Origin of the sequence: Sphingomonas sp. (assembly GCF_024508665.1) — a bacterium.
Classification (GTDB): domain Bacteria; phylum Pseudomonadota; class Alphaproteobacteria; order Sphingomonadales; family Sphingomonadaceae; genus Sphingomonas.
The window spans coordinates 1009169-1035347 of record NZ_JANINP010000007.1 but is presented as its reverse complement, the minus strand read 5'-3'; the positions used below and the strand labels follow the sequence as shown (position 1 = coordinate 1035347).

Genomic DNA, 26179 nt, shown 5'->3' with positions numbered 1-26179 from the left:
AACGACCATGGCGACCGCTTCCCCAGCACCGAGCGCACGGCCCGGCATCGGCTTCTTCGAACGCTATCTCAGCGTCTGGGTGGCGCTGTGCATCCTTGTCGGCATCGCGCTCGGCTATGCCCTTCCCGGCCTGTTCGGCACGATTGCCGCGATGGAAGTGGCCAAGGTCAATCTGGTCGTCGCCGTCCTCATCTGGCTGATGATCATCCCGATGCTGCTCAAGATCGACTTCGGCTCGCTGGGCTCGGTTCGGCGGCACTGGAAAGGCGTCGGGGTCACCTTGTTCATCAATTGGGCAGTGAAGCCCTTTTCGATGGCGGCGCTTGGGACGGTGTTTCTCGGCTGGCTGTTCGCGCCCCTGCTCCCGGCCGGCGCGATCCCGTCCTACATCGCCGGACTGATCCTGCTGGCGGCCGCGCCCTGCACCGCAATGGTGTTCGTCTGGTCCAACCTGTGCGACGGCGAGCCCAATTACACGCTCAGCCAGGTCGCGTTGAACGACGTGCTGATGGTGTTCCTGTTCGCGCCCTTGGTCGCGTTGCTGCTCGGCGTCGCCTCGGTCAGCGTGCCGTGGAATACGCTGTTGCTGTCGGTAATCCTCTATATCGTCGTCCCGGTCATCGTGGCGCAGGTGATTCGCCGCGCATTGCTGGCCTCTGGCGGACAGGCAGCGCTCGACCGATTCCTCAAGGCGATCGGCCCGGTGTCCTTGTCGGCATTGCTGGCGACGCTTGTGCTGCTGTTTGGCTTCCAGGGGCAGCAGATCCTCGCCCAGCCGCTGGTCATTGCGCTGATCGCGGTGCCGATCCTGATCCAGGTCTATCTGAACGCCGGTCTGGCCTATTGGCTATCGCGCCAATTCGGCGTCGCGTGGTGCGTTGCCGCACCGGCAGCGCTGATCGGCGCGTCCAATTTCTTCGAGCTGGCGGTGGCTGCCGCGATTTCGCTGTTCGGCCTCACATCCGGTGCCGCCCTGGCGACCGTCGTCGGCGTGCTGGTCGAAGTTCCGGTCATGCTCTCGGTGGTTGCGATCGTGAAGCGGACCCGCACCTGGTACGAAGCGAGCTCGGCATGACGATCAACCGCGTTCGCCCGCTCCCCGAGCCCGATCTTCTCCCGGCGCTCGATCAGCGTTTCGCTCATCGGCGTCCCGCCGTCGGACTCGGCCCCGACGAGCCTGCCCCGCGCATCCTGCTGCTCTACGGGTCGCTGCGCGAGCGTTCCTTTTCCAGGCTGGCCACCGAAGAAGCGGCACGCCTGTTGCGATTCTTCGGCGCCGAGACGCGGATATTCGATCCTTCCGATCTCCCGCTGCCTGATCAAATACCCGGCGACGATCATCCCGCAGTCAACGAGCTACGCGAATTGTCGCTATGGTCGGAAGGTCATGTCTGGTGCAGCCCCGAACGGCACGGCCAGATCACCGGCATCATGAAGGCGCAGATCGACCACCTGCCGCTCGAGTCGAAGGGCATGCGTCCCACTCAGGGGCGCACCCTCGCGGTGATGCAGGTCTCCGGCGGATCGCAATCGTTCAACGCGGTCAACACGATGCGGTTATTGGGACGATGGATGCGGATGTACACCATCCCCAACCAATCCTCGGTCGCTATGGCCTATAAGGAATTTGACGAAGCGGGCAGGATGAGGCCCTCCAGCTATTACGATCGCATCGTCGACGTGATGGAGGAACTGGTCCGCTTCACGATCTTGCTGCGTCCGCACACGGCGCAGTTGGTCGATCGCTACTCGGAACGTAAGGCCGCGGGCACTACGGTCGACCCTGTCGCCGAGATTTGATCGGCGACACCGAAAAAGGGACCCGCAGGGCCGCTCTTCCGACCAATCGCCGAAAGCGATGGTGGGCGCGACAGGGATTGAACCTGTGACCCCACCCGTGTGAAGGGTGTGCTCTACCGCTGAGCTACGCGCCCGATCGCGAGCCGATCCCGGCATCGCAAAAGGAAGGGGGCGACGTTTAGCGCCGCCCCGTTGTCATCGCCTTAAGACGATCCCCGTGATCTTGTCCAGCCCCCGAAAGGGCCGGTCGGCGATCAGTTGACCGAATCCTTCAGACCCTTGCCGGCCTTGAACTTGGGCTGGGTCGACGCCTTGATCGTCATCGGCTCGCCGGTGCGGGGATTGCGGCCGGTCGACGCCTTGCGCTTCGAAACCGAGAAAGTGCCGAAACCGACCAGGCGAACCTCGTCGCCCTTCTTGAGCGCGCCCCCGATCACGTCGAAAACGGCTTCCACGGCCTTGCTGGCATCGCCTTTGCTGAGGCCTGCCGTGTCGGCAACGGCGCTGATCAGCTCCTGCTTGTTCATCGTCCTCGAAACCCCCGTTTAGAGTGCGTTACACGTTTGCTACTGGAATAAGACTCGCGGCCCGAGGCCGGGCGCGCAGTAACGCCGCTCCGGGGGAACGAGTCAAAACAAATCCGCCCCAAACCCGACCGTAACGATCGAATTTGCGGCGGATGGTTTCGTCGCGTCCCGTTTCAGCACGAGTCACTTGGTTTCAGCAGAGCTGAAACTGTTGCGGTGCCGGCCCGCTCCCCCGCCCGGCCACCCAACAGGATATTCTATGGGTGGCCGGGCGGGGGAGCGGGCGGAGCAGCCCCAAGGTTCCGGCGATGCGCAGCATCGTTGGAATGGCTGCGGAGGGCGGCACCGTCTAAGCGTAGCTGCAAACGCTTAATGCGGCAGCTCGCTTGCCGGGGCGATGTTCGCCGGCGGTTGCGCCGCCAGCTCGTCGGCCTCGGTCCAGTCGATCGCCTCGAGCGGCTCGGTCAACGCGAGCCGCAGGACCTCGTCGACATGCTCGACCGGGATGATCTTGAGCCCCTGGCGGATATTGGCCGGGATCTCGACGAGATCCTTCTCATTATCCTTGGGGATCAGCACCGTCTCGATACCCCCACGAAGGGCGGCGAGCAGCTTTTCCTTGAGACCGCCGATCGGCAGCACGCGACCACGCAGGGTAACCTCGCCGGTCATCGCAACTTCCCGCCGCACCGGCACGCCGGTCAACGTCGAGACGATCGAGGTGACGAGGCCGATGCCCGCCGACGGTCCGTCCTTGGGCACGGCGCCTTCGGGCAAGTGGACATGGATGTCCTTGCGCGCGAACAGGCTCGGCTTGATGCCATAGGACGGCGCGCGCGCCTGGACGAAGCTCATCGCCGCCTGGACGCTCTCCTTCATCACGTCGCCGAGCTTGCCGGTCGTCTTGACCATGCCCTTGCCCGGCACCGTGACGCTCTCGATCGTCAGCAACTCGCCGCCGACCTCGGTCCAGGCCAGCCCGGTGACCGCGCCGATCTGATGCTCCTTCTCGCTGAGCCCGTGGCGGTATTTCTGCACGCCGGCGAACTCGTGGAGGTTCTCGGGCGTGATCGTCACGCTCTCGGCCTTGCCTTCCAGGATCTGGCGCAACGCCTTGCGGACCAGCTTGGCGATCTCGCGCTCGAGCGTGCGGACGCCGGCTTCACGGGTATAATGCTGGATCAGCGCGCGCAGGCCTTCGTTGGTCAGCGTGAATTCACCTTCCTTCAGCCCGTGCGCCTCGACCTGCTTGGCGATCAGATGCCGCTCGGCGATCTCGACCTTCTCGTCCTCGGTATAGCCCTCGAGCCGGATGATCTCCATGCGGTCGAGCAGCGGCTGCGGCAGGTTGAGCGTGTTCGCCGTGGTCACGAACATCACGTCGGACAGATCGATGTCGATCTCGAGATAATGGTCGTTGAACTTGCTGTTCTGCTCCGGGTCGAGCACCTCGAGCAGCGCCGAGGCGGGATCGCCGCGGAAGTCCTGGCCGAGCTTGTCGATCTCGTCGAGCAGGAACAGCGGGTTCGACGTCCCCGCCTTCTTCAGGTTCGAGACGATCTTGCCCGGCAACGAGCCGATATAGGTCCGGCGGTGGCCGCGAATCTCGGCCTCGTCGCGCACGCCGCCCAGCGACTGGCGGATGAACTCGCGCCCGGTCGCCTTGGCGATCGACTTGCCGAGCGAGGTCTTGCCGACGCCGGGAGGGCCGACGAGGCACAGGATCGGCCCCTTCAGCTTGTTGGTGCGCGCCTGGACCGCGAGATATTCAACGATCCGGTCCTTGACCTTCTCCAGCGCATAATGGTCCTCGTCGAGCACCGCCTGCGCCGCCGCGATATCCTTCTTGAGCTTGGACTTCTTGCCCCAGGGCAGGCCGAGCAGGACGTCGAGATAGTTGCGCACGACGGTCGCTTCGGCCGACATCGGCGCCATCGTCTTCAACTTCTTGAGCTCGGCAGTCGCCTTGGTGCGCGCTTCCTTCGACAGCTTGAGCGTGGCGATCTTCTGGGTCAGCTCGGCGATCTCGTCGCCGTCGCCTTCCTCGGCTTCGTTGCCCAGTTCGCGCTGAATCGCCTTCAGCTGCTCGTTGAGATAATATTCGCGCTGGGTCTTCTCCATCTGGCGCTTGACCCGCGACTTGATCTTCTTCTCGACCTGCAACACGCCGAGTTCGCCTTCCATGAAGGCATAGACCATCTCGAGCCGCTTCGACTGGTCGAGCTCGACCAGCAACGCCTGCTTCTCGGCGACCTTGATCGCGATATTGCCGGCGATCGAATCGGCCAGCCGCGACGGTTCCTCGATCTCGCCCAGCTGCACCGCGGTCTCCGCCGGCAGCTTGCGATTGAGCTTGGAATAGGATTCGAACTGTTCGACCACCGAGCGCATCAGCGCCTGGATCTCGACGCCCGTCACGGCCTCTTCGTCGATCCGCTCGATCTCGGCGGTGAGATGGTCGCCGGTGCCGGACAAGGTCTTCAAGGTGGCGCGCGCCTTACCCTCGACCAACACGCGGACCGTGCCGTCGGGAAGCTTCAACAACTGCAGGATCGTCGCGACGACGCCCATGTCGTACAGGTCGTCGCGCTGCGGGTCGTCCTGCGCGGGGTCGAGCTGCGCGACCAGGAAAATCTCCTTGTCGGCCGCCATCGCGCTTTCCAGCGCGGCAACCGACTTGTCGCGGCCGACGAACAACGGCACGATCATATGGGGAAACACCACGATGTCGCGCAGCGGCAATACGGGGAAGGATTGGGTAGTCATGGATACTCCGGGGGCGCCCAACCGGGGCGCTTTTGTCTTTCTATATGGGAAGCGTGAGCGTTCCATCAATCTCCCAGGCCTTTTCGCGGCCGGATTGGTGGGGATAAGCCTGATCGCCGCCGCCACCGCCGGCGCGGCCAGCCTGCCCAAGAAAGGCGAGCCGCCGCTGACCGCGCAGACCCAGCGATCGGGTGGGCCGGTCGATCCCGACCAGGCGAAAATGCAGTTCGACAGCGCCGATCTGTCGTTCGAGGTGCTGCCGGAAACCGAGCAACTCAAGGCGGTTGCGGTGGAAAGTTTCACGCCCAAGGCGCCGGCCGACAAATTGGTGATCGATCTCGACAAGAACCTGGGACCGAGCGCGATCGCGATCGACGGGAAAAAGCTGGCCGCGAGCGACTGGAGCAATCCTGATGGGCGCCTGACGATCAAGCTCCCACGGACCTATGCCGCGGGCGAACGCGTCACGGCGACGATTTCCTATGGCGGCGTGCCGCATGTCGCGGTCAACGCGCCGTGGGACGATGGCGTGGTCTGGTCGAAGACCAAGGACGGCCGGCTGTGGTTCGCCACCACGAGCGAAGGCTATGGCTGCGACATATTGTGGCCGTGCTTCGACTTTCCGGAAGGCGAGCCTGGCAAGGTCGCGCTGCACATCACCGTTCCCAAGGGGCTCAAGGCCCCGTCCAACGGCGTGTTCAAGGGCATCGACACCGGGGCCGACGGCCGCGAGACGTGGAACTGGGAAATCAAGCATCCCAACACCTATGCGATCGCGCTCAACGTGGCGCCCTACGAGGTCATTTCGGGCGAGTACAAGAGCCGCTTCGGCAACACCATTCCGATGTTCTACTGGTATCTGCCGGGCGAAGAGGACCAGGCGAAGAAGCTGTTCGCCGAATTCGCGCCGACGCTCGATTTCTTCGAAAGCAATGTCGGCCCCTACCCGTTCGGCGACGAGAAGGTCGGCGTGGTCGAAACGCCGCATCTCGGCATGGAGCATCAGACGATCAACGCGTACGGCAACGCCTACAAAAAGGCGCCGGAAGGCTTCGACTGGCTGTTCCAGCACGAATTCAGCCATGAGTGGTTCGGCAACCAGGTGACTGCCGCCAATTGGGACGATTACTGGATCCACGAAGGCTATGGCGAATATATGCAGCCCGCCTATGGCCTGTGGCGCGAAGGCTACGCCCGCTATGCGACGATGATGGACGATCAGCGCAACAAGATCGTCGACGCCGTGCCGATCACGCGCGGCCGCTGGATCACCGAGGAGGAGGTGTACGAGCCGAGCAAGGGCGGCCCCGGCGGCGATATCTATTACAAGGGCGCGTGGATGCTCCACACCCTGCGCTGGCTGATCGGCGACAAGGCATTCTGGGACGTCACGCGCCTTGAAGTCTATGGCCGCCCCGATCCCAAACCCGGCAATTTCACGCCGCGCTTCGGCTCGACCCGGGAATATGAAGACAATGTCCGCAAGGTCACCGGCAAGAATCTAGACTGGTTCTTCGACATCTATCTGCGCAAGGCCGACCTGCCCGAACTTGTCGAGGCGCGGAGCGACGACAAGCTCAACCTGTTCTGGCTGACGCCCGACAAGCTCCCCTTCCCGATGCCGATCGAAGTGCTGGTCGACGACCGGCTGATGAAGGTCGACATGCCCGACGGCACCGCGACGATCGACGTGTCAGCGGGCGCCCATGTCGTGGTCGATCCCTATGCGCGCGTGCTCAAAAGGTCGCGCGCGGTCGAGGATTATCAGGCAGGCTTGCGAAAACGCCAATAAGTGTATTGCGCACCTAATACGCTTCGAGCATAATGCGGGCGATGCAGCACGCTTTCCCGAACGACGCCGTCGCCCTGCCCGGCCTCGCCGCGATCATGGTCGGTTTCCTGGCCTTTTTCGTCGCATTGATGGCGGCACGGCATCGCGCGGCAAAAGCCGGGACCGCCCCCTTGTCGCAGCGCGCCTCGATCACCTGGCTCTGGATCGTGGTCCAGGGGATCGGCATCGGCATTGTGGGCTTTGGCCCGGTGCAGGTCGAGCTCGATCCGTTATCCGCCATGGCGATCGTCGAGGCCGTGGTCGTATTGGCGCTGATGCTCGGCGCGGTGTGGCTGTTCGACGCCTCGTCCTATGCGATGGGCAAGAATTGGGCATTGGTCGCGCGGACGCGCGCCGATCACACTTTGGTCCAGTCGGGGCCTTTCGCGGTCGTCCGTAATCCGATCTATGTCGCGCTGTTCGGTTTCATGATCGCGATGGCGATCGCGTTCGGCCACACGCGCAACCTGATCGTCGGCATACCGCTTTATGCGCTCGGCACCTGGATGCGGGTCGCGCACGAGGAGCGCCTGCTCAGGGCGCAATTCGGCGCGGCGTATGACGATTATGCGGCGCGGGTGAAACGGTTCGTGCCGGGAGTTTTTTGAACGCGTCGTCAAACCGTCATCCCCGCGCAAGCGGGGACCCAGCTCCAAAACCCTCCCCCATACAGCCGGTCGTATCTGGGGCTCCTGCCGGAGATGGGTCCCCGCTTGCGCGGGGATGACGGCAGGATGCGCGATGCGCCTTATGGCCTCGGATTCAGCATCGACCAAAAATGCGGCCCACCTTTGGGCACATCCCATTCGTCGATCACCTCGAACCCCAGCGACTGGTAGAGGCTGACATTGCGCGGGGTCGCGGTCTCGAGGAACGCCGGCACACCGTCCTCGCGCGCCTTGGCGAGCCCCTGACGGATCGACGCCGAGCCCAGGCCCCTGCCCTGGTGCGCGGGATCGACCCCGGCAATATGCAGATACCAATAGGTCCCCGAAGGATGATGCGCGTCGATCGCATCGCCCACACGCATCGCGCGCGCCAGCGACGACCCGAACGCGCCGATCAACGGGAATAATTGCTTGAGCATCTCGAGCTTGCCGATCTCGGCCTGTCCCGGGCGGCGCCACAAGGTCGCCGCCTCGCCGCTCCCGGTGACGAGCGGCATGCCGCCCGCATCCTCGTCGAAGATCAGCCGGAACATGCGCGGCAGCCGCTTCACGCGATCGGCGCGGTCTGGAAAGATGTACGAGGTCGCCGGGTCATCGGCGAAGGCGCGCGCGAGCGTCACGGCGACGGCGTCACGATCCGCCCGGGTCGCGACTCGGATCATGCCGCCTTGCACCCGTCGGGTTTGAACACCCGCTTGGTCGACGCTGGATAGCGTGCGAGCATCGCCGCCGGACGGATCGGCCGGGCCGCGAAGTTACCGCCGCAATTGGGACAGGCGCCACCGAGCACGCCTTCGGCGCAATCCGCGCAAAAAGTGCATTCGAACGTGCAGATGCGTGCGTCGGGGCTGTCGGGCGGCAAGTCGTGGCCGCAGCATTCGCAATTCGGTCTCAGTTCGAGCATCGCCCCCTCCAACGAAAACGGGCGCCGGTCGAAACGATCGGCGCCCGTATCTTATATCACCATCGGAAATCCGGATCAGGCGGCGTCGCCAGCCTTTTCCTTTTCCTTCTTGGCATAGACGCGGATCGGGTCCTTGCGGCCCTCGACCACGTCCTTGTCGATCATCACTTCGTCTACGCCGTCCATGCCGGGCAGGTCGAACATCGTGTCGAGGAGAATGCCCTCCAGGATCGAACGCAGACCCCGCGCGCCGGTCTTGCGATCGATCGCCTTGCGCGCGACCGTCGACAGCGCGTCGTCGGTGAAGCCGAGCTTCACGTCCTCCATGTCGAACAGCTTCTGATACTGTTTGACCAAGGCGTTTTTCGGCTCGGCCAGGATCTTGACCAGGGCCACCTCGTCGAGGTCCTCGAGCGTCGCGATCACCGGCAGGCGGCCGACGAATTCGGGGATCAGGCCGAACTTCAGCAGATCCTCGGGCTCGACCGATTTCAGCACTTCGCCGGTGCGGCGCTCGTCGGGCGCGGCGACATGCGCGCCGAACCCGATCGACTTGCCCTGCAGGCGGTCGCCGATGATCTTCTCGAGTCCCGAGAAGGCGCCGCCGCAGATGAACAGGATGTTGGTCGTGTCGACCTGGAGGAATTCCTGCTGCGGATGCTTGCGGCCGCCCTGCGGCGGGACGCTCGCGGTCGTGCCTTCCATCAGCTTGAGCAGCGCCTGCTGCACGCCTTCGCCCGACACGTCGCGGGTGATCGAGGGATTCTCCGCCTTGCGGCTGATCTTGTCGATCTCGTCGATATAGACGATGCCGCGCTGCGCCCGCTCGACATTATAGTCGGAGGCCTGGAGCAGCTTGAGGATGATGTTCTCGACATCCTCGCCGACATAGCCGGCCTCCGTCAGCGTCGTCGCATCGGCCATGGTGAACGGCACGTCGAGGATGCGCGCCAGCGTCTGGGCGAGCAACGTCTTGCCGCACCCGGTCGGGCCGACCAGCAGGATGTTCGACTTGGCGAGCTCGACATCGGCGCCCTTGGCGCCGTGGTTGAGCCGCTTGTAATGGTTGTGCACCGCGACCGAGAGCACGCGCTTGGCCTGCTTCTGGCCGATCACATAATCGTCGAGCACGTCGCAGATTTCCTGCGGCGTGGGGACGCCACCGTCCTTCTTGGAGACCAATGCCGACTTGGTTTCCTCACGGATGATGTCGTTGCAGAGCTCCACGCACTCGTCGCAGATAAACACGGTCGGGCCGGCGATGAGCTTCCTCACTTCGTGCTGCGATTTCCCGCAGAACGAGCAATAAAGCGTACTCTTCGAATCGCCGCCATCTAACTTTGGCATTCAATCACCTCGTCACGCGCGGATACGGGCGCGTACCGTTTTCGGGCGAGCATGTTAGCGCACCACCGTAAACCCACAATAAAAATCACGTCGCCTTAACCGCGTTATCGCGATAGCGGGACGGATCGCCGCATTTCGTCGACCGCGTCCTTGGCATCTTTCAGTCCCGATCCAGTCGCTTCGCGGACCAATTTGATCGCGTTGATTACCTGATCGTTGGCCAGCAACCGTTCGACCTCTACCCGCGTTTCGCCGGATAATTCCAGCTTTTGTCCGGCCAGGACCGCCACCGGCTGCTCGCGCGGCCGTGGCGGCGCGATCAAATCGTCCGATCGACCGCGCCGCGGCAACGCCATCCCCAGCAAGACCAGAAAGACCAGTCCCGCAAGGATCAGCAGGGGCAGCGGAACGAACATTCCCCCGCCCCTGCCGCAACCTCAAGCCGCCTGCGCCTGATCGTCGGCCGGCGCCGGACGCTTGTCGAACACTTCGTCGACGAGACCGAAAGCCTTGGCCTCCTCGGCCTCGAGGAAATTGTCGCGGTCCATCGAGCGCTCGATCACGTCAATCGGCTGGCCGGTATATTTCGAATAGAGATCGTTCATCCGCTGGCGAATGCGCAGAATCTCCTTGGCCTGGATCTCGATGTCCGAAGCCATGCCCTGCGCGCCGCCCGACGGCTGGTGGATCATGATCCGCGCATTGGTCAGCGCGACCCGCATGCCGGGCTCGCCCGCCGCGAGCAGGAAGCTGCCCATCGACGCCGCCTGGCCGATGCACACCGTGCCGACGCGCGGACGGATATATTGCATCGTGTCGTGGATCGCCATGCCCGCCGTGACGACGCCGCCCGGCGAGTTGATGTACATGTAGATGTCCTTCTTCGGATTCTCCGATTCCAGGAACAACAACTGCGCGGTGATCAGCGAGGCCATATGGTCCTCGACCGGGCCGACCAGGAAGATGATCCGCTCCCGCAGCAGCCGCGAATAGATGTCGAAGCTGCGCTCACCGCGGTTCGACTGCTCGATGACGATCGGCACGAGGCCGCCGGTCACGGGGTCGACGCGGAAGCCGGGAGGAGCGAACTGGCCGGTTTCGAACGGATTATGCATGTGAAGTCTCTCAGGTCCTTATGCCTTGCCGGCCCTACATCGGCGCTCGTCCGGCGGGGCGCAAGGGGGCGCGATGGTGAACGGCGACGCGGCGCGGTTTTCGGCGCTCCGCTCGGAGCCTTGCATCGCCATATCCGCAGCCCCACGTCCCTCTCGATAAGAAGGAGGGGCGGATATGAGCAAGGTTCTGGTCACGGGCGGATCGGGTTTCGTCGGCGGGCACGTCATCCTGCAATTGCTCGACGCAGGGCATGACGTCCGAACGACCGTGCGGTCGCTGGCGAAGGAGCAGAAGGTGCGCGACACGCTCGCGCAGGCCGGGGCGAAGAACCTCGACCGGCTGAGCTTCGTCGCGGCCGATCTCAACCAGGATGCCGGCTGGGCCGACGCGGTTGCGGGATGCGACTACGTCCAGCACGTCGCCTCCCCGTTTCCGCTGCAGCAGCCCAGGGACGAAAACGAGCTGATCCGCCCGGCGGTCGACGGCACGCTTCGCGTGCTGCGCGCGGCGCGGGACGCCGGCGTGAAGCGCGTCGTCCTTACCTCCTCCTACGCCGCGATCGGATATGGCCATGGCAAAGGCGAGAAGGTCTTCACCGAAGAGGATTGGACCGACGTGGATGGTCCGGGCGTCCAGGCCTATCAGAAGTCGAAGACGCTGGCCGAGCGCGCGGCCTGGGATTTCATCGAACGAGAGGGCGGCGCGATGGAGCTGGCGGTGATCAATCCCGTCGGCATCTTCGGTCCGGCGCTCAACGAGGATCTGTCGAGTTCGATCGAGCTCTTGCGCCAGATGCTGCTCGGCAAGGTGCCCGGCGCGCCACGCCTCTATTTCGGCGCGGTCGATGTGCGCGACGTCGCCGGCCTGCAGGTCAAGGCGATGACTGCCCCTGCCGCGAAGAACCAACGCTTCCTGGCGGTCGCGGGGAACGTGGTGTCGGCATATGACGTGTCGGAGATGCTCCAGCGCGGCCTGGGCGAGAAAGCCGCCAGGGCGAAGCTGCGCAAGCTGCCCGACTGGCTTGTTCGCGTGGTCGCATTGTTCAATCCGTTGGCGCGCGAGGCGCTGCCGCGGCTGGGCATCAAGGGCGAAGCGAGCAATGCCAAGGCGCGCGAGCTGCTCGGCTGGCAATTCCGATCGAATGAGGAAGCGATTCTTGCCTCGGGCGAAAGCCTGATCCGGCTCGGGATCGTGGCATGAACGACAATGCGCCCTGGCATGCGCACATCTATTACGATGCGTCGGAACGCAGCGCCGCGGAGAGACTGCGCGCGACCTTTGCCGACATGATGGTCGACGATGTAGCGCCCATCCTGTTCATCGGCCGGATGACCGACGGCCCGGTCGGACCGCATCCGATCGCGCAGTTCGAGATCCATTTCTCCGCCAGCGCCGGCGCAATGGTGTCGCGCGCGATCGAAACCACCGGCCTCCGCGCCCTGGTCCATCCTCTGACCGACGACGATGTCGCCGACCATACGACACTCGCGCACTGGATCGGTCAGCCGCTCGAGCTCGACATCAGCGTCCTCGATCCGCCGGGGCATAATCAGGGGGTCGCTCGGTTCGGGATCAGTGACTTCTAGGAATTGGGGCAAGCTCGGCAAGCGACCATCGCTCGTTCACCCTAACGCCAGGCCGATCCTGATACCGCGCGGAACGGGCTTGAGCTCGATTGCGTAATCTGGGTGCGCGGCGACCCGGTCCTGGCGCATCGCGTGCATGACATGCAGGAAAGTGACAGGCAGATGGCCATAACGGCGGCTGCGCGCCACCGTCCGAACAGGCATTGGAATAAGTAGGGCCATGCCATTCCGCGACGCGGCATAGGACGGGCGTCAACGTGCTTCAGCAAGCGCTACAGCATCAGGCCCAGCGGCGAACCGAAGCCGACCGCTTGCATCATGCACCGCGTTCCAGACGCCATCGGCCACATCGCTCTCGCGGGTGGTCAGCGCTGGTGAGGCAAAGCCTTCCATGATCGGCTTGGCAAAATCGGCGTACTCGCCCGGAAGCAGCTGGTCGAACGGAATGATAGCGTTCGCGCCGAAGTTGGTGGTCGGTGCGTAACCAGGCTCAACCAGCTTTACCGAGACACCGAAATAGCCGAGCTCATGGGCAAGCGAGCCGGTGAAGCCCTCGACGGCCTGTTTGCTCGCGGTGTAGGCGGCAGCCAGCGGGAAAGCCCCCAGCGTGACGCTCGAGGTCACATTGACGATGATGCCCGAGCGGCGCGCACGCATCTGCGGGATGACCGCCTGGCACATCGCCATAACGCCGATCGTGTTGGTCTCGAGCAGCTGGCGGACCAGCGACATCGGCGTCACTTCGAACGCCCCGACCGCTCCGATGCCGGCGTTATTCACCAGCACGTCGACAGGACCAGCGCTCTCAAACAGCGTCGCTATGCTTGCTTCGTCGGTGACGTCGAGCGGCAGAACCCGCAAGCGGTTGGTATTGCCACCAAAATTGGCCGCTTCGGGCCGCCGCATGGTGGCGATCACGTTCCAATCCCGCGCGAGGAAATGTTCGGTGATCGCCTTGCCATAACCCGACGAGGTTCCGGTGATGAGGATTGTCCTGGTCATGTCAGTCTCCTTGAGTGCGATGATAGGGAGATAGACATGTTGCCTCGTACGATCCATAATGATTGCTCCAAATTACTTTATGGATCGTCCAGAATATGGATCCGCTTAGTGACATCATTGCGCTGTTGCGGCCGAGCGCCGCGGTTTCGAAGCCGATATCGGGAAGGGGGCGTTGGGCTGTTCGTTACGACGCGCATGACGCGCCTGGCTTTACGATCATCCTCTTGGGTGAGGCATGGCTAACCTTTCCCGGAAAAGAGCCGCTGCGCCTGACCGAGGGCGATTTCTTGTTGCTGCCGACCACGCCTGCTTTCTCGCTGGCGAGCGAACCCCATATCGCCGGCACGCCTGTCGCGCCGCGTCACGAAGCCGTCCGGCATGGCGACCCCGATGGTACGCCCGACTTCATCGCGTTGGGTGGCAGCTTTGCCTTCGAACGGGTGAACAGCCCCCTCCTGCTGTCGCTTTTGCCCGAGCGTATCCATATCCCGGCGTCGGAAGGCCGTTCGACGCGGTTCGGACGATTGATCGATCTCCTGGCCGAGGAATGCGCCACCGATTATCCCGGCAAGGAACTGATCATTCAGCGAATGCTGGAAGCGTTGCTGGTCGAAGCGCTTCGCTGGCGCAGCCTTGGCAACGAGGCCGTTCCGGCGGGCCTGCTTAGCGGGATGCAGGACTCGGCGATCGCCCACGCACTACAGGCGATCCATGCCGATGTCCGCGCCAACTGGACGGTGGCCGAACTCGCGAGCATCGCGGGCATGTCGCGCTCTGCCTTCTCGGCCCGGTTCGGTGAAGTGTTGGGATGCGCGCCAATCGAGTATCTGATGCGCTGGCGCATGGCGATCGCCAAGGACGCTCTGGCCCGCGGCGAGAAGACGCTAGATCGGATCGCAGAAGAGATAGGCTACGAATCGGCGAGCGCCTTCAGCACTGCGTTTCGTAAGCGCGTCGGATGCCCGCCCGGCAAGTTCGCGCGCGCCGTCGCTTGAGGTCAATGCCTGCGAGCACTTTCTACCCGCTCCGAACATCCACAAGCGGTTGGCAGGTTAGCGACCGACCCACAGCTGAAGCCAATTTCAGTCGTCGGCGGGGCTTCGACTTCGCACCCGAAAGCCGACTCACCCACCCGGCGCGGGATGCCCGAGATAGGCCAGCCGCCTCACCTCACGCCTCCCGCGCACCACAGTGTCGAGGATCAGTCCGGCAAAGAGGCACAAGGCGGCCAGGATGATCAGTCCGGTCGCCATGATCGCTGTCGGAAGGCGCGGCACCAGATGCGTGTGATAATAGGTGATCGCTAGCGGGATGCCGAGCGCCAGCGCCAGCAGCGCGAGCAGGCCGCCGATCGCGCCGAAGAACAGCAAGGGCCGCTCGATCCGGTACAAGGTGACGATCGTGTTGAGGATGCGGAAGCCGTCCGAATAGGTCGACAGTTTCGACGCCGATCCCTCGGGCCGCGCGAAATAGCGCGTCTCGACCTCGCCCACCGGCATACGCAGTTCGAGCGCGTGGACGCTGATCTCGGTCTCGATCTCGAACCCGCCGGAGAGGACTGGGAAGCTCTTTACGAAGCGTCGCGAAAAAACGCGGTAACCCGATAGAATATCGGTGAAACTCCGCCCGAACAATTTCGCGAGCATGCCGGTCAGCAGCTTGTTGCCCATGACATGCCCGCGGCGATAGGCGGCGTCCTGCTGCGTCACGCGGCTGCCGACCACCATGTCGAGTTGCTCTTCGATCAACCGCCGGACAAGCTGTGGCGCGGCCTCGGCATCATAGGTCGCATCGCCATCGGCCATGACATAGACGTCCGCATCGATATCGGCGAACATGCGGCGGACGACATTGCCCTTGCCCTGCATCCGCTCCGATCGCACGACCGCGCCGGCCGCATGCGCGACCTCGACCGTGCGGTCCTTCGAATTGTTGTCGTAAACGTAGATCGTCGCGCTCGGCAGCGCGGCGCGGAACCCCGCGACGGTCTGCGCGATCGCGGCTTCCTCGTTATAGCAGGGTAGCAGGACTGCGATACGTGGTTCGGTCATTCCCACCCCTTCCTCTCCCTTGACGGGAGAGGATAGCGAAGCTTGGCAGCTTGCTGCCTAGCGTAGCTTGGAGAGGGTGTGCGGAGCGTAGCTCCGCGCGGTCCCGCGGACCGCACCCCTCTCCCAGCTCCGACTAGGGTCTCGCTGCGCGAAACCCAAGTCTACGCATCCCTCTCCCGCAAGGGGAGAGGGATTATTCCATTACCCCTTCTTCGCCGGAGCCTTCTTGGCGGCCGGCTTCTTGGCAGGAGCTTCCTCGGCGGCTTCCGCCTTGGCGGCCGGAGCCTTCTTGGTCGCGGCCTTCTTGACCGGTTCTTCGGCCTTCAACTCGTCGGCGGGCGCCTCGACCTTCTCGTCCGACTTGGACGGCGCCTTCTTGGTCGCTGCCTTCTTCACCGGCTCCTCGGCCCTGGCGTCGTCTGCCTTCTCGGCCTTGTCCGCCTTGGCGGCCGGCGCCTTCTTGGCGGCGGCCTTCTTCGCCTTGGGCTTGTGATTGTCGTGGTCGTGATGATGCGTGCCGGTGGCGAAGCCGTCTTCCGACTCGATCGCTTCCTCGAGCTCGGCGCGAGTCACTTCGCGGTCGGTGATGTCCGCGGTCGAGAACAGGAAGTCGACGACCTTGTCCTCATAGAGCGGCGCGCGCAGCTGAGCGGCGGCCATCGGCTCGTTGCGGATATATTCGACGAAGCGCTGCTGGTCCTGCGGCGCATATTGCGCGGCCGCCTGGCTGATCAGCCGGCTCATCTCCTGATTGGTGACCTCGATGCCGTTGGCCTGGCCGATCTCGGACAGCAACAGGCCCAGGCGCACGCGGCGCTCGGCGATCGCCTGATAATCCTCACGCTCGGCTTCCATCTCGGCCAGCGCCGCTTCGGGATCCGGCTCGTGCGTCGCTTCGTGCTTGAGCTGTTCCCAGATCTGCTCGAACTCGGCGGCGACCATCGACGGCGGCACCGGGAAATCATGGCCGGCAGCGAGCTGGTCGAGCAGCTTGCGCTTCATATGGGTGCGCGTCAGGCCGTTGAGTTCCTGCTCGATCTGGCCCTTGAGCAGACCCTTGAGCTGCTCGAGATCGTTGAGGCCGAGCGACTTGGCCAGGCTGTCGTCGATCTTGGTCTCACCCGCAGTCTTCACCGACTTGACGGTCAGGTCGAACGTCGCCGGCTGGCCCGCCAGATTCTCGGCGGGATAATCGTCCGGGAAGGTCACCTTGATGGTCTTCTCGTCACCCGCCTTCACGCCGACGACCTGGTCCTCGAAGCCGGGGATCAGCCGGCCCGAGCCGATCTCGACCGCCATGTCGGTGCCGGTGCCGCCCTCGAACGCGACGCCGTCCTTGTCCTTGCCGACGAAGTCGAGCGTGACGAGGTCGCCCTGCTTGGCCTTGTAACCGTCCTTGGTGTCTTCCCAATTCTTCTGCTGCGCGGCGAACTTCTCGAGCTGCGCCTGGATCTCGTCCTCGCCGGCCGGAACGGTCAGGCGGTCGAGCTTGAGCTTGTCGATCGCGGGCGTCGGCACGTCGGGCAGGATTTCGAGCTCGATCTTGAGCTCGGCGTCCTTGCCCTTCTCATAATCATTCTCGAGCTTGACCGAGGGCTGCATCGCCGGACGCAGTTTTTCCTTGCCGATCAGCGTCTGGATGCCTTCCTGAATCGCAGCGTTGAGCGCGTCCTGGGTCAGCGCCTCGCCGTGCATCTTGCGCACCAGATTGGCGGGCACCTTGCCGGGGCGGAAGCCGGGCATACGGACCTGTGGGGCCACGCGCTTCACCTCGGCATCGACCTTGGCGTCGATCTCCTTGGCGGTGATCGTCAGCGTGTAGGCGCGCTTGAGCCCTTCGTTCAACGTCTCGACAGTCTGCATTTCAGGCCTTCTTCTTTTCCGGAAATCTTGTTGGTGGCCAACCCCGCCCAAAAGCGCGGGGACTGGTGCGGGCGAAGGGACTCGAACCCCCACATCTTGCGATACTGGAACCTAAATCCAGCGCGTCTACCAGTTCCGCCACGCCCGCGAGAGGACCGCCGGTCGGCGGCGTCTATAGCAACTGCCGCACCGGGAGCAACCCGCTTGGCAACCTGAGGGAGCATAAAGGCGTTGATGGGTTGAGAGGAAACCCATCATGGCCACTAATCCCCCACCCGAAACACCGCCGCCCAGCCAACCGCCCGAACCGAGTCAGCCGGCCCAACCGACCCCCGCTCCGCCCGAGATCGCGCCACCGATGCCGGACATCGACGTGCCCTCCCCCGGCGAACAGCCGACCGGCCCCGCCAACCCGCAAGGATGATCCCGATGACCGATCGAAACACGCAAGCAGATGCTGCCGGCGAACGCGAACGAGACGCTCGCAAGGGCGACCCCCGCAGCGACCTCCAGCAGGAAGTCGAAGCTCGCAAGGATGCGGTCGAACGCGGCGAAGGCGGCCCCGAACCCGACAGCATGACCGCGCCCGGCCTGTTCTCCGGCAATGCCGGCACGGGCGGCGAGACCAAGAACCAGGACGACGACGCGCAATAGCGCGCCGCCGCCCTGCGGATCGATCAGTTCCCGGCAGTCAGATCGACGATGCGATCGCGGTCATAGCGCATCACGCCCGGAATCGCCGGCATCCGGTTGATCGTCAGCCCGAAATAATTGGGCAACTTGCCGACTGGCCGGAAACGCGCAGGCACGACGTGCGCACTGCTCAACCGCGGATCGACTACGACGCTGGCGCCCGCCGGCACCAGAAACGGTCCATCCAATATGACGGGTGCCGAAGAATCGCCCTCCGGACGCTTGACCGTCAGATTGGCCTTGGCCGCGATGACGCCAAGATCGACGATCTCGCCCGCTTTCGCCGCGAAGGCCACGCTTCCCATGCAGAAACAGCTGCCCACCGCGCCATTAGGCGCCATGGCGAGCGGTCCGTAGATGCGATATTCGCCGGGCGTCAGCTCCTGGAGGTAGGTCGACAGGCCACCATCGGCCTTGGCGAAGCGATTCATCGGACCGATCGAGACGCCAGCCAGTAACGGGAACGGCGTGAACTGAAAGTTCGCTTCGGTGGGTTCGATCGGCTTGTCGGGCAAAGGCGGCAGCGCCGCGCCCTTCGGGGCACTAGCCTTTTCCTTCACCGCCGCATCATATTGCGCCTGCTTCTTGACGTATTTCTCATGCGCCTTGGCCAGCGCGTCGGCGCGAAACTTGTCGTAGCTCGCCTGATCGTCGGCGGTGGGCACCTTCATCAAATAGAGCGATACAGCCATGTCCGACCGCAGCATGACATAGGCTTTGGTCGGATTGAGAGCGACGGCGGGCTTGTCCTTGACCGCGACGGTTTCGACGAAGACCGGCGCCTTCTCCTTGCCAATCGCGGGAACGGCGAGCGAGAGCGCAATCAGCGCACAGGGCAACAATGTCTTCACAGCCCAAGAACCTTTCCCTGCAGCTTGCCCGACGAAGCGACCAGCGCTTGTTGCTTGAGGTAATGCTGGCGCTTCTCCTCGTTGACGCCCGACAGACCTTCTTCGAAGTTGAACTCGTCCCACAGCGCCTTGGGCAAACCATAGCGGTCATAGCCCTTGAAGTTCATGCAAGTGCGCATGTTGACGCGACGCAGGCGGCGCTTTTCGGCCGAGCCGAAGATCGCCATCGCCACCGCGCTGCCGATCGCGCCACCAAGCGCGCCGGCCATCGTCCCGGCATAGGGATAGGGCACCTGCACGTCGCTGATACCGCTCTGCAGGCCGCGCGCATAATTATCGCACTCGGCAATGTCGCCATAGGCCGTGGCAAAATCCGTATCGGCGCGGTGAAAGACGTAATATTTGTCGAAATCTGCGGCTTCGGTACCGCTCGGAGTATAATCGAGCTTCGGCATGGTCACCGATTGCGCGTCGGCATTGGTCACCGTCGGGACGCCGAACGGCGACGCGCTGTCGGCGAGATAGACGGACTTTTCCTGTGCCGCTGCCGGCGTTCCGCCGAACGGCAGCGCGACCATGACCGCGACCGCGGCCAAATCATGCATTTTCATGCGATCCCCCATTTCGGATGCGGCGAATCGCCGCGTCCCCCGGGGGCGCACCATAACCAGCGGTAAAGGCCGGACAAGTAGGCGCCCGACCCGTTGTGGCAGGTCAGCCCTTGGGCAGCCTGCGAGCGCTCAGGACGCGCACCGGCGCCGCAGGGACCTCTCCCTTGAACGACCCGCGCACGGTTGCATTGGGGTCAATCGGTGCGTCGAAGATTTTCAGCACGACGTCCATGCCGTCGACCACACGGCCGAACGCGGCATAGCCGAGATTGGTCTTGAGCGCGTCGTCGGGTTTGGACGGATCGGCATCGAACGACGGCTGGTCGCCGACGCTGATGGTGAAGTCCCCTCGCGCCGAGCCCGGCTCCAGCCGCGCGGTCGAGAGCGTTCCGTTGAGATGCTTCAGGCCGGTGATCGTAGTCGGCTCGTGCTTGATCGGCGGCAGTGTCCGCTTGGGATCGCCATTGGTGCCGAACTGCACGAAGCCGAATTTGTCGGCGACCTTGCACGTGCGATAGAAGGTGATGCCGTCCAGCTTCTTCTGGTCGACATAATGCAGGAAATTGGCGGCGGTGACCGGCGCCTTCACCGTCTCGACCTCGACCGTGAAACTGCCGGCCGTGGTGTCGATCTTCACGCGCGGCAAGGCAGGCGCAGGTGTCGGCGCGACGGCAGGCGCAGGCGCAGGCGCGGGCTGCGGCGCAGGCGCGGGACTTGTCTGCGCCAGCACCGGCGTCGCCAACAGGCCCAGCGTCATGGTGATCAGTCGCCGCATAATCCTCACTCCTTTTGAGAGTCAGCCTATTTCGCCGGACATGCGGCGGCAACTGCCCTTAGCGGCACCCCCCGGCGGCTCGAACGGCGCTACTCCTCAGGACAACGCCTTCTTGAGCAATTCGTTGACCACGCCGGGATTGGCCTTGCCGCCCATCGCCTTCATCGTCTGGCCGACGAAGAAGCCGAACAGGGCCTCCTTGCCGCCGCGATACTGCTCCAGCTGGTTCGGATTCTTCGCCAGCACGTCGGCGATCACCGCCTCGATCGCGCCGGTATCGCTGGTCTGCTTGAGCCCGCGCTCCTCGACGATCTTGCCCGGCGCGTCGCCGGTTTCGAGCATCACCTCGAACACCTGCTTGGCAAGGCTGCCCGACAAGGTGCCGTTGGCGACCAGCGCGAGCAATTCCGCGGCCTGGCCCGGGGTGACCGGCGATTCGGTGATGTCCTTGCCCAGCCGGTTGAGCGCCCCAAACAATTCCGACGACACCCAGTTCGCGGCGGCGACAGGCTTGGCGCCTTCGTCGAGCAAAGCGTCGAACCAGCGCGCGGTTTCGACTTCGGCGGTCAGCACCGCGGCCTGGTAGGGCGTGATTCCCTGCGCTTCGTACCGCGCACGCTTGGCGTCGGGCAGCTCAGGGAGACTGTCGCGGCAAGCTTCCAGGAACGCGTCGTCGAGCTCGAGCGGCAGCAGGTCGGGATCGGGGAAATAGCGGTAATCGTGCGCGTCTTCCTTCGACCGCATCGACCGCGTCGTGCCGGTGTCAGGATTGAACAGCCGCGTCTCCTGGACGATCTGGCCGCCCGATTCGAGCACGTCGACCTGACGCGACGCCTCATGCTCGATCGCCTGCATGACGAAGCGGATCGAGTTGACGTTCTTGGTCTCGGTGCGCGTGCCGAACTCGCCGCCCGGCTTGCGGACCGAGACGTTGACGTCGGCGCGCATCGAGCCCTGGTCCATATTTCCGTCGCACGATCCGACATAGCGCAGGATCGAGCGCAGCTTGGTCAGATAGGCCCCGGCTTCGGCCGGCGAGCGCATGTCGGGCTTGCTGACGATCTCCATCAACGCGACGCCCGAGCGATTGAGGTCGACATAGGAGCGCGTCGGATGCTGGTCGTGCATCAGCTTGCCGGCATCCTGTTCGACATGGATGCGCTCGACGCCGATCTTCTTGGTCGCCTCCGCCTCGCCTTCCAGCTCGATCTCGATCGCGCCCTCCCCGACCAAAGGATGGTAGAGCTGGCTGATCTGATAGCCCTGCGGCAGATCGGCGTAGAAATAATTCTTGCGGTCGAACCGCGACCATGTGTTGATCTTGGCGTCGATGGCCATGCCGGTGCGCACCGCCTGGCGGATGCATTCGCGGTTGGGCACCGGCAGCATGCCGGGCATCGCCGCGTCGACCAGCGACACTTGCGTGTTGGGCTCGGCACCGAACGCGGTCGCCGCGCCGGAGAACAATTTTGCCTGCGAGGTGACCTGCGCGTGCACCTCGAGCCCGATGATCACTTCCCAGTCGCCGGTGGCGCCGTGGATGCGGTAGGTCGAGGGAGCGGCAGTGCTGAGCGGTTCGGTCATGCCGGCGCAGATAGACGTTTGGGTCACCACGCATCAAGCCCAACACCGTCATCCAAACGAAAGCTTGATCGTCGTTCCGGCAAAAGCCCCTATCGTCACCCCAGCGAAAGCTGGGGTCTCCCGCCGCATCGTGATATCGCTTGAGATCCCAGCTTTCGCTGGGATGACGGGCTATTGGGACGAAAGCGCAATACCGTATGAGACCGCAACTTTCGCTCGATGACGGTTTTGGCTACCGACCTTACGCGGCCGCTTCCTGATCGAACAGCGAGAAGCCGCGCGGCAGGCGGCGAGGGCGCGGCCGTCCCTGGATCTGGCCGTCGATCGCGGCGATCGCGGCGATCAGGTCGGCCGGCCGATAGGGTTTGGCGAGGCAGCCGCGAGCAAAGGCGCGGCCACCCTCCGGGCATTCGCCGGTAACGAAGACGACCGAGACGCCGCGGGCGTGCGCCGCTCGTGCGACGTCGATGCCGCTGCCATCGGCCAGGGTGATATCGACAAGGACGAGATGGACATCGACACCCGATGCCAGCACCGCGATGGCGTCGGCGACGCGATCGACCGTGGCGACGACTTCGAACCCCTGTTCGATCAGCGAATGTTCGTTTTCGAACGCGATCAGCGGCTCGTCCTCGCACACGAGGAGGCGCGTAATGACTCTTTTTGCGTGTCCGAACACCATGATCGTTCAACCCAGTCGCGCGCAGATCGTTTCGTCCGCGCGTCGTTACGTGTGCGTGGCTTAACGCCCGGCAACGGGTCCGGTGTAAATTTTCCCCCGTTCCCCTGCCAATCGGTATATTGGCGCGCCAATGCCTCCCTCCAAGACTCCCGACGATCAGCGGATCGCAAAAATGTTGGCGCGTGCCGGAATCGCCTCGCGGCGCGAAGTCGAACGCATGATCGCCGAAGGCCGGGTCGCGATCGATGGCGTCGTCATCGAGACGCCCGCGACCTTGCTCTCCTCGCTGGCCGGCGTCACCGTCGACGGCAACCCGGTGCGCGAGGCGGAAGCCGCGCGGCTGTTCCTCTATCACAAGCCCAAGGGTCTGCTCGTCACCGAACGCGATCCGGCGGGTCGTCCGACGATCTACGATCGCTTGCCCAAAGGCTTGCCGCGGCTGGTTCCGGTCGGCCGGCTCGACCTCGCGACCGAAGGGCTGTTGCTGCTGACCACCGATGGTGGGCTCAAGCGCCAGCTCGAACTGCCGGCGACCGGCGTCGAGCGCGTCTATCGTGCCCGTGCCTATGGCAATGTGACCCAGACGCAGCTCGAGGAATTGATCCATGGCGTCGAGATCGAGGGCGTCCGTTACGGCGCCATCGACGCGAATATGGAGCGTCGCACCGGCGCCAATGTCTGGATCGAACTCAAACTGACCGAAGGCAAGAACCGCGAAGTACGGCGCGTGCTGGAATATCTCGGGCTCGAGGTCAGCCGGCTGATCCGCACGCGTTACGGCCCGTTCGTGCTCGGCGACCTGCCCGTCGGCGCGATCGGCGAAGTCCGCGCGCACGACATCGATTCGTTCCGCAAGGATCCGACCCGGCTCGATCTGCCGCAACCGGCGCGCAAGCAGACGAGCGCGCATGCGACCCCATCGCCGTCATCGCCTTCAGCCGGGTCGCGTCCCGCTCGACCAAACCGGCAAGGAAATCCCCGATCCCGGACGGAGCCCGAACGGCCGCGCTGGCAGGCTGAAGCCCCCCGCCGCGCGCCCTCTCCCCAACCCTCCCCCCCGAGAGGCGAGGGAGAAAGTGTTCGGCCCGGTCGCCCCGGTAAGCCAAAAGCCGGCCCGCGCCAGCGTGCCGACGGAACGCTGGCAACGCGCTCGACCGGTACGCGCAATGATCGCTCCCGCAATTTTCGCAAGGATCGCGGCGAGCGCGATACGACCGAACGGCCGGAGCGCCCGGCTCGCCCCGCTGGGACTTCATCGCGAGGCCCCACGCGCCCTTCGGGCCCGGCGCGTCCCTCGGGCTCGCCGGGGTCGCGCGGCCCATCCAGCCCCCGCGGCGGACCGCGCCCGCCGCGAAAGCCGCGATAGATGCGGATCATTGCCGGACAGTGGCGCGGCCGCCCGCTTGTCGCCCCCAAAGGTGACGCGACTCGCCCGACCGCGGACCGCACGCGCGAAGCCTTGTTCTCGATGCTGACGAGCCGCCTTGGCAGCTTCGAGGGCCTGGCCGTCGCGGATCTCTTCGCCGGTTCGGGTGCGTTGGGATTGGAAGCGCTCTCGCGCGGCGCGGCCTCCTGCCTGTTCGTCGAGCAGGACAAGGCCGCTTTGGAGGCCCTGCGCGCCAACGTCGCCAGGCTCGGCGCCAAGGCCGATGTCCGCGCGCAATCGGTCCTGGCGCTCGGTCCGGCGCGAGCGCCGCTCGACCTGATCCTGATGGACCCCCCTTACGGCACCGGCGCCGGCATGGTCGCGTTGGACAAGCTTGCCCGGCTCGGCTGGGTCGGGCCAGCTACCTGGGTCAGCATCGAAACCGCGCGCAACGAGGTCGTCGAGATGGCGGGGTTCGAGGTCGATGCGGAGAAGATTTACGGCAAAGCCCGCGTGACCCTGCTGCGGATGGCTTGACCGTCGCCCCGGCGAAGGCCGGGGCCGCTGGCCGTACCGCGCCTTCGCCTGAGGCCCCGGCCTGCGCCGGGGCGACGACTATCACGCCGCCTTCTTCGCCGGCTTCGGTACAGGGTTGGAGAATTTCATCTCGTCGTCGACCGATCCGAATTTCAGCGCCATCAGGTCGCGGATGTAATTCTGGTGGACGCGCCACGGCTTACGGTCGCCCTGGCGCGGGAATTTGTCGATCGAGCGCTGGACATAGCCCGAGGTGAAATCGAGGAACGGCTCCTCGCCGACGGGCGCGTTCGGCTGGGGCGTCGCCTGACGCAGCCCGCGCTTGCGCATCGTGTTGAGCAAGCGACAGACATAGGCGCAGGTCAGGTCCGCCTTCAGCGTCCAGGACGCATTGGTATAGCCGAACGAGGAGGCCATGTTCGGGATGCCCGAATACATCATGCCCTTGTAATTGATCGTCCGCGACAGGTCCTTGACCTCGCCGTCGACAGAGAATTGGACGTCGCTCAGCAATTGCAGTTCCAGCCCCGTCGCGGTCACGACCACGTCGGCCGGAAGCGTCTTGCCGGACTTGAGCAGGAGTCCTTCGGGCACGAACCGCTCGATCGTGTCGGTCACGACATCGGCCTTGCCCTCGCGGATCGCGCGGAACAGGTCGCCGTCGGGGACCAGGCAGAGGCGCTGATCCCAGGGATTGTAGCGCGGCGTGAAATGCGTCTCGATGTCTTGACCGGGCAGTTCGGCGCGGACCATGTCGATGATCCGCTCTTTCGCCTTCGCCGGATGCTTCCGCGCCTGATTGAAGAAGAACAGCCCGAACAGGACATTGCGCCAGCGCACCAGACTATAGGCCAGCTTGCCCGGCAGCTTGGCGCGCAGCCAATTGGCCAATTTATCCTCGGCCGGCCTGGCGACGATATAGGTCGGCGACCGCTGCAGCATGGTGACGCTCTCGGCCGTGTCGGCCATCGCCGGGACCAGCGTCACCGCGGTCGCGCCGGAGCCGATCACCACCACTTTCTTGCCCGAATAATCGAGGTCCTGCGGCCAGAATTGCGGGTGGACGATGCGCCCCTTGAAATCCTCCGCGCCGGCGAATTCGGGCGAATGGCCCTTGGCGTAATTGTAATAGCCCGAACACATGAAGAGGAAATTGCAAGTCAGCGTGACCGGTCCGTCGGCGGTGTCGGCCTCGACCGTCCAACGCGCATCTTCGGTCGACCAGGATGCCTTCTTGACGTGGTGATTGTAACGGATGTGCTTGTCGATGCCGTATTCGGCCGCCGTTTCCTTGAGATATTTCAGGATTGCCGGCCCGTCGGCAATCGCCTTGGCATCGGTCCATGGCTTGAACGCATAGCCCAGCGTGTACATGTCCGAATCCGAGCGGATGCCGGGATAGCGGAACAGGTCCCACGTGCCACCCATCTGCGGCCGCCCTTCCAGGATCGCATAGCTGCGGTCGGGACTCTGCGACTGCAGATAATAGCCCGCGCCGATCCCCGAGATGCCCGCGCCCACGACCAGGACGTCGAAATGCTCCATATGCTTTACCTCTCCGCCATACCGGATATTCGATTTTGCGCGGGTTGCAAAGAGGCTTGTTGACATAGGTGTCA

The 26179-nt window shown here is 64.2% G+C and carries 28 protein-coding genes and 2 tRNA genes; 11 read left to right on the top strand and 19 right to left on the bottom strand.

Annotated features, from left to right (window positions below):
* Positions 1-7 precede the first annotated feature (7 nt).
* On the top strand, positions 8-1075 hold the full coding sequence (gene arsB, locus Q0L25_RS20145; protein ID WP_296617424.1) for an ACR3 family arsenite efflux transporter: 1068 nt from the start codon (positions 8-10) through the stop codon (positions 1073-1075).
* Positions 1072-1800, top strand: a complete 729-nt coding sequence (gene arsH, locus Q0L25_RS20140; RefSeq protein WP_296617422.1) for an arsenical resistance protein ArsH — start codon at positions 1072-1074, stop codon at positions 1798-1800. The genes arsB and arsH overlap by 4 nt, the downstream gene beginning before the upstream one ends.
* A gap of 59 nt (positions 1801-1859) precedes the next feature.
* On the opposite strand, the gene Q0L25_RS20135 is transcribed toward arsH, so the two are convergent.
* The 3 genes from Q0L25_RS20135 to lon form a co-directional block, all read right to left on the bottom strand.
* A tRNA-Val gene (locus tag Q0L25_RS20135) sits at positions 1860-1934 on the bottom strand.
* A gap of 120 nt (positions 1935-2054) precedes the next feature.
* On the bottom strand, positions 2055-2327 hold the full coding sequence (locus Q0L25_RS20130; RefSeq protein ID WP_066585106.1) for an HU family DNA-binding protein: 273 nt from the start codon (positions 2325-2327) through the stop codon (positions 2055-2057).
* A gap of 369 nt (positions 2328-2696) precedes the next feature.
* Entirely contained in the window at positions 2697-5093 is a 2397-nt protein-coding gene (gene lon / locus Q0L25_RS20125) for an endopeptidase La (RefSeq protein ID WP_296617417.1), read from the bottom strand.
* Between the two features lie 94 nt (positions 5094-5187).
* On the opposite strand from lon, the gene Q0L25_RS20120 reads away from it, so the two are divergent.
* Positions 5188-6885 (top strand): M1 family metallopeptidase, encoded by a 1698-nt coding sequence (locus Q0L25_RS20120; RefSeq protein ID WP_296617415.1) that lies wholly within the window; start codon positions 5188-5190, stop codon positions 6883-6885.
* 41 nt (positions 6886-6926) lie between these two features.
* The gene (locus Q0L25_RS20115) at positions 6927-7532 is read left to right on the top strand and encodes an isoprenylcysteine carboxylmethyltransferase family protein (protein WP_296617413.1); all 606 of its coding nucleotides are present in this window, start codon (positions 6927-6929) and stop codon (positions 7530-7532) included.
* Between the two features lie 140 nt (positions 7533-7672).
* Here Q0L25_RS20115 and Q0L25_RS20110 read toward each other — a convergent pair whose 3' ends face one another.
* The 5 genes from Q0L25_RS20110 to clpP form a co-directional block, all read right to left on the bottom strand.
* The gene (locus Q0L25_RS20110) at positions 7673-8254 is read right to left on the bottom strand and encodes a GNAT family N-acetyltransferase (RefSeq protein ID WP_296617412.1); all 582 of its coding nucleotides are present in this window, start codon (positions 8252-8254) and stop codon (positions 7673-7675) included.
* Positions 8251-8496, bottom strand: coding sequence for a DUF1272 domain-containing protein (locus Q0L25_RS20105; RefSeq protein WP_296617410.1), 246 nt, complete (start codon positions 8494-8496; stop codon positions 8251-8253). Before Q0L25_RS20105 ends, Q0L25_RS20110 begins: the two co-directional genes overlap by 4 nt.
* Positions 8497-8571: 75 nt before the next feature.
* Positions 8572-9843 (bottom strand): ATP-dependent Clp protease ATP-binding subunit ClpX, encoded by a 1272-nt coding sequence (gene clpX, locus Q0L25_RS20100; protein WP_296617409.1) that lies wholly within the window; start codon positions 9841-9843, stop codon positions 8572-8574.
* Positions 9844-9947: 104 nt separating this feature from the next.
* The gene (locus Q0L25_RS20095) at positions 9948-10259 is read right to left on the bottom strand and encodes a ribosomal protein L7/L12 (RefSeq protein WP_296617408.1); all 312 of its coding nucleotides are present in this window, start codon (positions 10257-10259) and stop codon (positions 9948-9950) included.
* A gap of 21 nt (positions 10260-10280) precedes the next feature.
* On the bottom strand, positions 10281-10958 hold the full coding sequence (gene clpP, locus Q0L25_RS20090; protein ID WP_296617406.1) for an ATP-dependent Clp endopeptidase proteolytic subunit ClpP: 678 nt from the start codon (positions 10956-10958) through the stop codon (positions 10281-10283).
* Between the two features lie 175 nt (positions 10959-11133).
* On the opposite strand from clpP, the gene Q0L25_RS20085 reads away from it, so the two are divergent.
* Positions 11134-12159 carry an aldehyde reductase gene (locus Q0L25_RS20085; protein WP_296617404.1) on the top strand — a complete coding sequence of 342 codons (1026 nt, stop codon included), beginning with the start codon at positions 11134-11136 and terminating at the stop codon, positions 12157-12159.
* Positions 12156-12545: a DOPA 4,5-dioxygenase family protein gene (locus Q0L25_RS20080; protein ID WP_296617402.1), complete on the top strand. Its 390-nt coding sequence runs from the start codon at positions 12156-12158 to the stop codon at positions 12543-12545. The genes Q0L25_RS20085 and Q0L25_RS20080 overlap by 4 nt, the downstream gene beginning before the upstream one ends.
* Positions 12546-12581: 36 nt before the next feature.
* Here the strand turns inward: Q0L25_RS20080 and Q0L25_RS20075 are convergent, their stop codons facing one another.
* Together Q0L25_RS20075 and Q0L25_RS20070 are read right to left on the bottom strand one after the other, a co-directional pair.
* A complete protein-coding gene (locus tag Q0L25_RS20075; RefSeq protein ID WP_296617401.1) occupies positions 12582-12749 on the bottom strand; it encodes a hypothetical protein in 168 nt (55 codons plus the stop codon).
* A gap of 48 nt (positions 12750-12797) precedes the next feature.
* Positions 12798-13547 carry an SDR family oxidoreductase gene (locus Q0L25_RS20070; RefSeq protein ID WP_296617399.1) on the bottom strand — a complete coding sequence of 250 codons (750 nt, stop codon included), beginning with the start codon at positions 13545-13547 and terminating at the stop codon, positions 12798-12800.
* A gap of 95 nt (positions 13548-13642) precedes the next feature.
* Between Q0L25_RS20070 and Q0L25_RS20065 the strand changes: the two genes are divergently transcribed.
* A complete protein-coding gene (locus Q0L25_RS20065; RefSeq protein ID WP_296617397.1) occupies positions 13643-14542 on the top strand; it encodes an AraC family transcriptional regulator in 900 nt (299 codons plus the stop codon).
* A 129-nt stretch (positions 14543-14671) separates the two neighbouring features.
* Here Q0L25_RS20065 and Q0L25_RS20060 read toward each other — a convergent pair whose 3' ends face one another.
* The 3 genes from Q0L25_RS20060 to Q0L25_RS20050 form a co-directional block, all read right to left on the bottom strand.
* Positions 14672-15598 (bottom strand): glycosyltransferase family 2 protein, encoded by a 927-nt coding sequence (locus Q0L25_RS20060; RefSeq protein ID WP_296617395.1) that lies wholly within the window; start codon positions 15596-15598, stop codon positions 14672-14674.
* 201 nt (positions 15599-15799) lie between these two features.
* Positions 15800-17461, bottom strand: a complete 1662-nt coding sequence (gene tig, locus Q0L25_RS20055; protein ID WP_296617393.1) for a trigger factor — start codon at positions 17459-17461, stop codon at positions 15800-15802.
* 63 nt (positions 17462-17524) lie between these two features.
* Positions 17525-17609: transfer RNA gene (locus Q0L25_RS20050), tRNA-Leu, on the bottom strand.
* A gap of 108 nt (positions 17610-17717) precedes the next feature.
* On the opposite strand from Q0L25_RS20050, the gene Q0L25_RS20045 reads away from it, so the two are divergent.
* Positions 17718-17885 carry a hypothetical protein gene (locus Q0L25_RS20045; RefSeq protein WP_296617392.1) on the top strand — a complete coding sequence of 56 codons (168 nt, stop codon included), beginning with the start codon at positions 17718-17720 and terminating at the stop codon, positions 17883-17885.
* 5 nt (positions 17886-17890) lie between these two features.
* Positions 17891-18115: a hypothetical protein gene (locus Q0L25_RS20040; protein WP_296617390.1), complete on the top strand. Its 225-nt coding sequence runs from the start codon at positions 17891-17893 to the stop codon at positions 18113-18115.
* 23 nt (positions 18116-18138) lie between these two features.
* On the opposite strand, the gene Q0L25_RS20035 is transcribed toward Q0L25_RS20040, so the two are convergent.
* The 5 genes from Q0L25_RS20035 to Q0L25_RS20015 all read right to left on the bottom strand — a co-directional run bounded on the left by Q0L25_RS20035 (position 18139) and on the right by Q0L25_RS20015 (position 22657).
* A complete protein-coding gene (locus tag Q0L25_RS20035) occupies positions 18139-19005 on the bottom strand; it encodes a hypothetical protein (protein ID WP_296617388.1) in 867 nt (288 codons plus the stop codon).
* Positions 19002-19616 (bottom strand): hypothetical protein, encoded by a 615-nt coding sequence (locus Q0L25_RS20030; protein ID WP_296617387.1) that lies wholly within the window; start codon positions 19614-19616, stop codon positions 19002-19004. The genes Q0L25_RS20035 and Q0L25_RS20030 overlap by 4 nt, the downstream gene beginning before the upstream one ends.
* Positions 19617-19719: 103 nt before the next feature.
* Positions 19720-20391: a peptidylprolyl isomerase gene (locus tag Q0L25_RS20025; protein ID WP_296617385.1), complete on the bottom strand. Its 672-nt coding sequence runs from the start codon at positions 20389-20391 to the stop codon at positions 19720-19722.
* Between the two features lie 96 nt (positions 20392-20487).
* Positions 20488-21975, bottom strand: coding sequence for an Asp-tRNA(Asn)/Glu-tRNA(Gln) amidotransferase subunit GatB (gene gatB, locus Q0L25_RS20020; protein ID WP_296617383.1), 1488 nt, complete (start codon positions 21973-21975; stop codon positions 20488-20490).
* Positions 21976-22216: 241 nt separating this feature from the next.
* Complete coding sequence (locus tag Q0L25_RS20015) at positions 22217-22657, bottom strand: response regulator (protein ID WP_296617381.1); 441 nt, start codon at positions 22655-22657, stop codon at positions 22217-22219.
* Between the two features lie 130 nt (positions 22658-22787).
* On the opposite strand from Q0L25_RS20015, the gene Q0L25_RS20010 reads away from it, so the two are divergent.
* Both Q0L25_RS20010 and rsmD read left to right on the top strand, forming a co-directional pair.
* Positions 22788-24023, top strand: coding sequence for a pseudouridine synthase (locus Q0L25_RS20010; protein WP_296617380.1), 1236 nt, complete (start codon positions 22788-22790; stop codon positions 24021-24023).
* Complete coding sequence (rsmD, locus tag Q0L25_RS20005; RefSeq protein ID WP_296617378.1) at positions 24024-24560, top strand: 16S rRNA (guanine(966)-N(2))-methyltransferase RsmD; 537 nt, start codon at positions 24024-24026, stop codon at positions 24558-24560. It abuts the gene before it with no gap.
* Positions 24561-24641: 81 nt separating this feature from the next.
* On the opposite strand, the gene Q0L25_RS20000 is transcribed toward rsmD, so the two are convergent.
* Complete coding sequence (locus Q0L25_RS20000) at positions 24642-26105, bottom strand: NAD(P)/FAD-dependent oxidoreductase (protein ID WP_296617376.1); 1464 nt, start codon at positions 26103-26105, stop codon at positions 24642-24644.
* Positions 26106-26179 lie beyond the last annotated feature (74 nt).

What these genes read in the sequence shown, in the direction of transcription:
- arsB (WP_296617424.1), top strand. Translation starts at nt 8, where the DNA reads ATGGCGACCGCTTCCCCAGCACCGAGCGCACGGCCCGGCATCGGCTTC.
- arsH (WP_296617422.1), top strand. Translation starts at nt 1,072, where the DNA reads ATGACGATCAACCGCGTTCGCCCGCTCCCCGAGCCCGATCTTCTCCCG.
- Q0L25_RS20130 (WP_066585106.1), bottom strand. Translation starts at nt 2,327, where the DNA reads ATGAACAAGCAGGAGCTGATCAGCGCCGTTGCCGACACGGCAGGCCTC.
- lon (WP_296617417.1), bottom strand. Translation starts at nt 5,093, where the DNA reads ATGACTACCCAATCCTTCCCCGTATTGCCGCTGCGCGACATCGTGGTG.
- Q0L25_RS20115 (WP_296617413.1), top strand. Translation starts at nt 6,927, where the DNA reads ATGCAGCACGCTTTCCCGAACGACGCCGTCGCCCTGCCCGGCCTCGCC.
- Q0L25_RS20110 (WP_296617412.1), bottom strand. Translation starts at nt 8,254, where the DNA reads ATGATCCGAGTCGCGACCCGGGCGGATCGTGACGCCGTCGCCGTGACG.
- Q0L25_RS20105 (WP_296617410.1), bottom strand. Translation starts at nt 8,496, where the DNA reads ATGCTCGAACTGAGACCGAATTGCGAATGCTGCGGCCACGACTTGCCG.
- clpX (WP_296617409.1), bottom strand. Translation starts at nt 9,843, where the DNA reads ATGCCAAAGTTAGATGGCGGCGATTCGAAGAGTACGCTTTATTGCTCG.
- Q0L25_RS20095 (WP_296617408.1), bottom strand. Translation starts at nt 10,259, where the DNA reads ATGTTCGTTCCGCTGCCCCTGCTGATCCTTGCGGGACTGGTCTTTCTG.
- clpP (WP_296617406.1), bottom strand. Translation starts at nt 10,958, where the DNA reads ATGCATAATCCGTTCGAAACCGGCCAGTTCGCTCCTCCCGGCTTCCGC.
- Q0L25_RS20085 (WP_296617404.1), top strand. Translation starts at nt 11,134, where the DNA reads ATGAGCAAGGTTCTGGTCACGGGCGGATCGGGTTTCGTCGGCGGGCAC.
- Q0L25_RS20080 (WP_296617402.1), top strand. Translation starts at nt 12,156, where the DNA reads ATGAACGACAATGCGCCCTGGCATGCGCACATCTATTACGATGCGTCG.
- Q0L25_RS20075 (WP_296617401.1), bottom strand. Translation starts at nt 12,749, where the DNA reads ATGCCTGTTCGGACGGTGGCGCGCAGCCGCCGTTATGGCCATCTGCCT.
- Q0L25_RS20070 (WP_296617399.1), bottom strand. Translation starts at nt 13,547, where the DNA reads ATGACCAGGACAATCCTCATCACCGGAACCTCGTCGGGTTATGGCAAG.
- Q0L25_RS20065 (WP_296617397.1), top strand. Translation starts at nt 13,643, where the DNA reads ATGGATCCGCTTAGTGACATCATTGCGCTGTTGCGGCCGAGCGCCGCG.
- Q0L25_RS20060 (WP_296617395.1), bottom strand. Translation starts at nt 15,598, where the DNA reads ATGACCGAACCACGTATCGCAGTCCTGCTACCCTGCTATAACGAGGAA.
- tig (WP_296617393.1), bottom strand. Translation starts at nt 17,461, where the DNA reads ATGCAGACTGTCGAGACGTTGAACGAAGGGCTCAAGCGCGCCTACACG.
- Q0L25_RS20045 (WP_296617392.1), top strand. Translation starts at nt 17,718, where the DNA reads ATGGCCACTAATCCCCCACCCGAAACACCGCCGCCCAGCCAACCGCCC.
- Q0L25_RS20040 (WP_296617390.1), top strand. Translation starts at nt 17,891, where the DNA reads ATGACCGATCGAAACACGCAAGCAGATGCTGCCGGCGAACGCGAACGA.
- Q0L25_RS20030 (WP_296617387.1), bottom strand. Translation starts at nt 19,616, where the DNA reads ATGAAAATGCATGATTTGGCCGCGGTCGCGGTCATGGTCGCGCTGCCG.
- Q0L25_RS20025 (WP_296617385.1), bottom strand. Translation starts at nt 20,391, where the DNA reads ATGCGGCGACTGATCACCATGACGCTGGGCCTGTTGGCGACGCCGGTG.
- gatB (WP_296617383.1), bottom strand. Translation starts at nt 21,975, where the DNA reads ATGACCGAACCGCTCAGCACTGCCGCTCCCTCGACCTACCGCATCCAC.
- Q0L25_RS20015 (WP_296617381.1), bottom strand. Translation starts at nt 22,657, where the DNA reads ATGGTGTTCGGACACGCAAAAAGAGTCATTACGCGCCTCCTCGTGTGC.
- Q0L25_RS20010 (WP_296617380.1), top strand. Translation starts at nt 22,788, where the DNA reads ATGCCTCCCTCCAAGACTCCCGACGATCAGCGGATCGCAAAAATGTTG.
- rsmD (WP_296617378.1), top strand. Translation starts at nt 24,024, where the DNA reads ATGCGGATCATTGCCGGACAGTGGCGCGGCCGCCCGCTTGTCGCCCCC.
- Q0L25_RS20000 (WP_296617376.1), bottom strand. Translation starts at nt 26,105, where the DNA reads ATGGAGCATTTCGACGTCCTGGTCGTGGGCGCGGGCATCTCGGGGATC.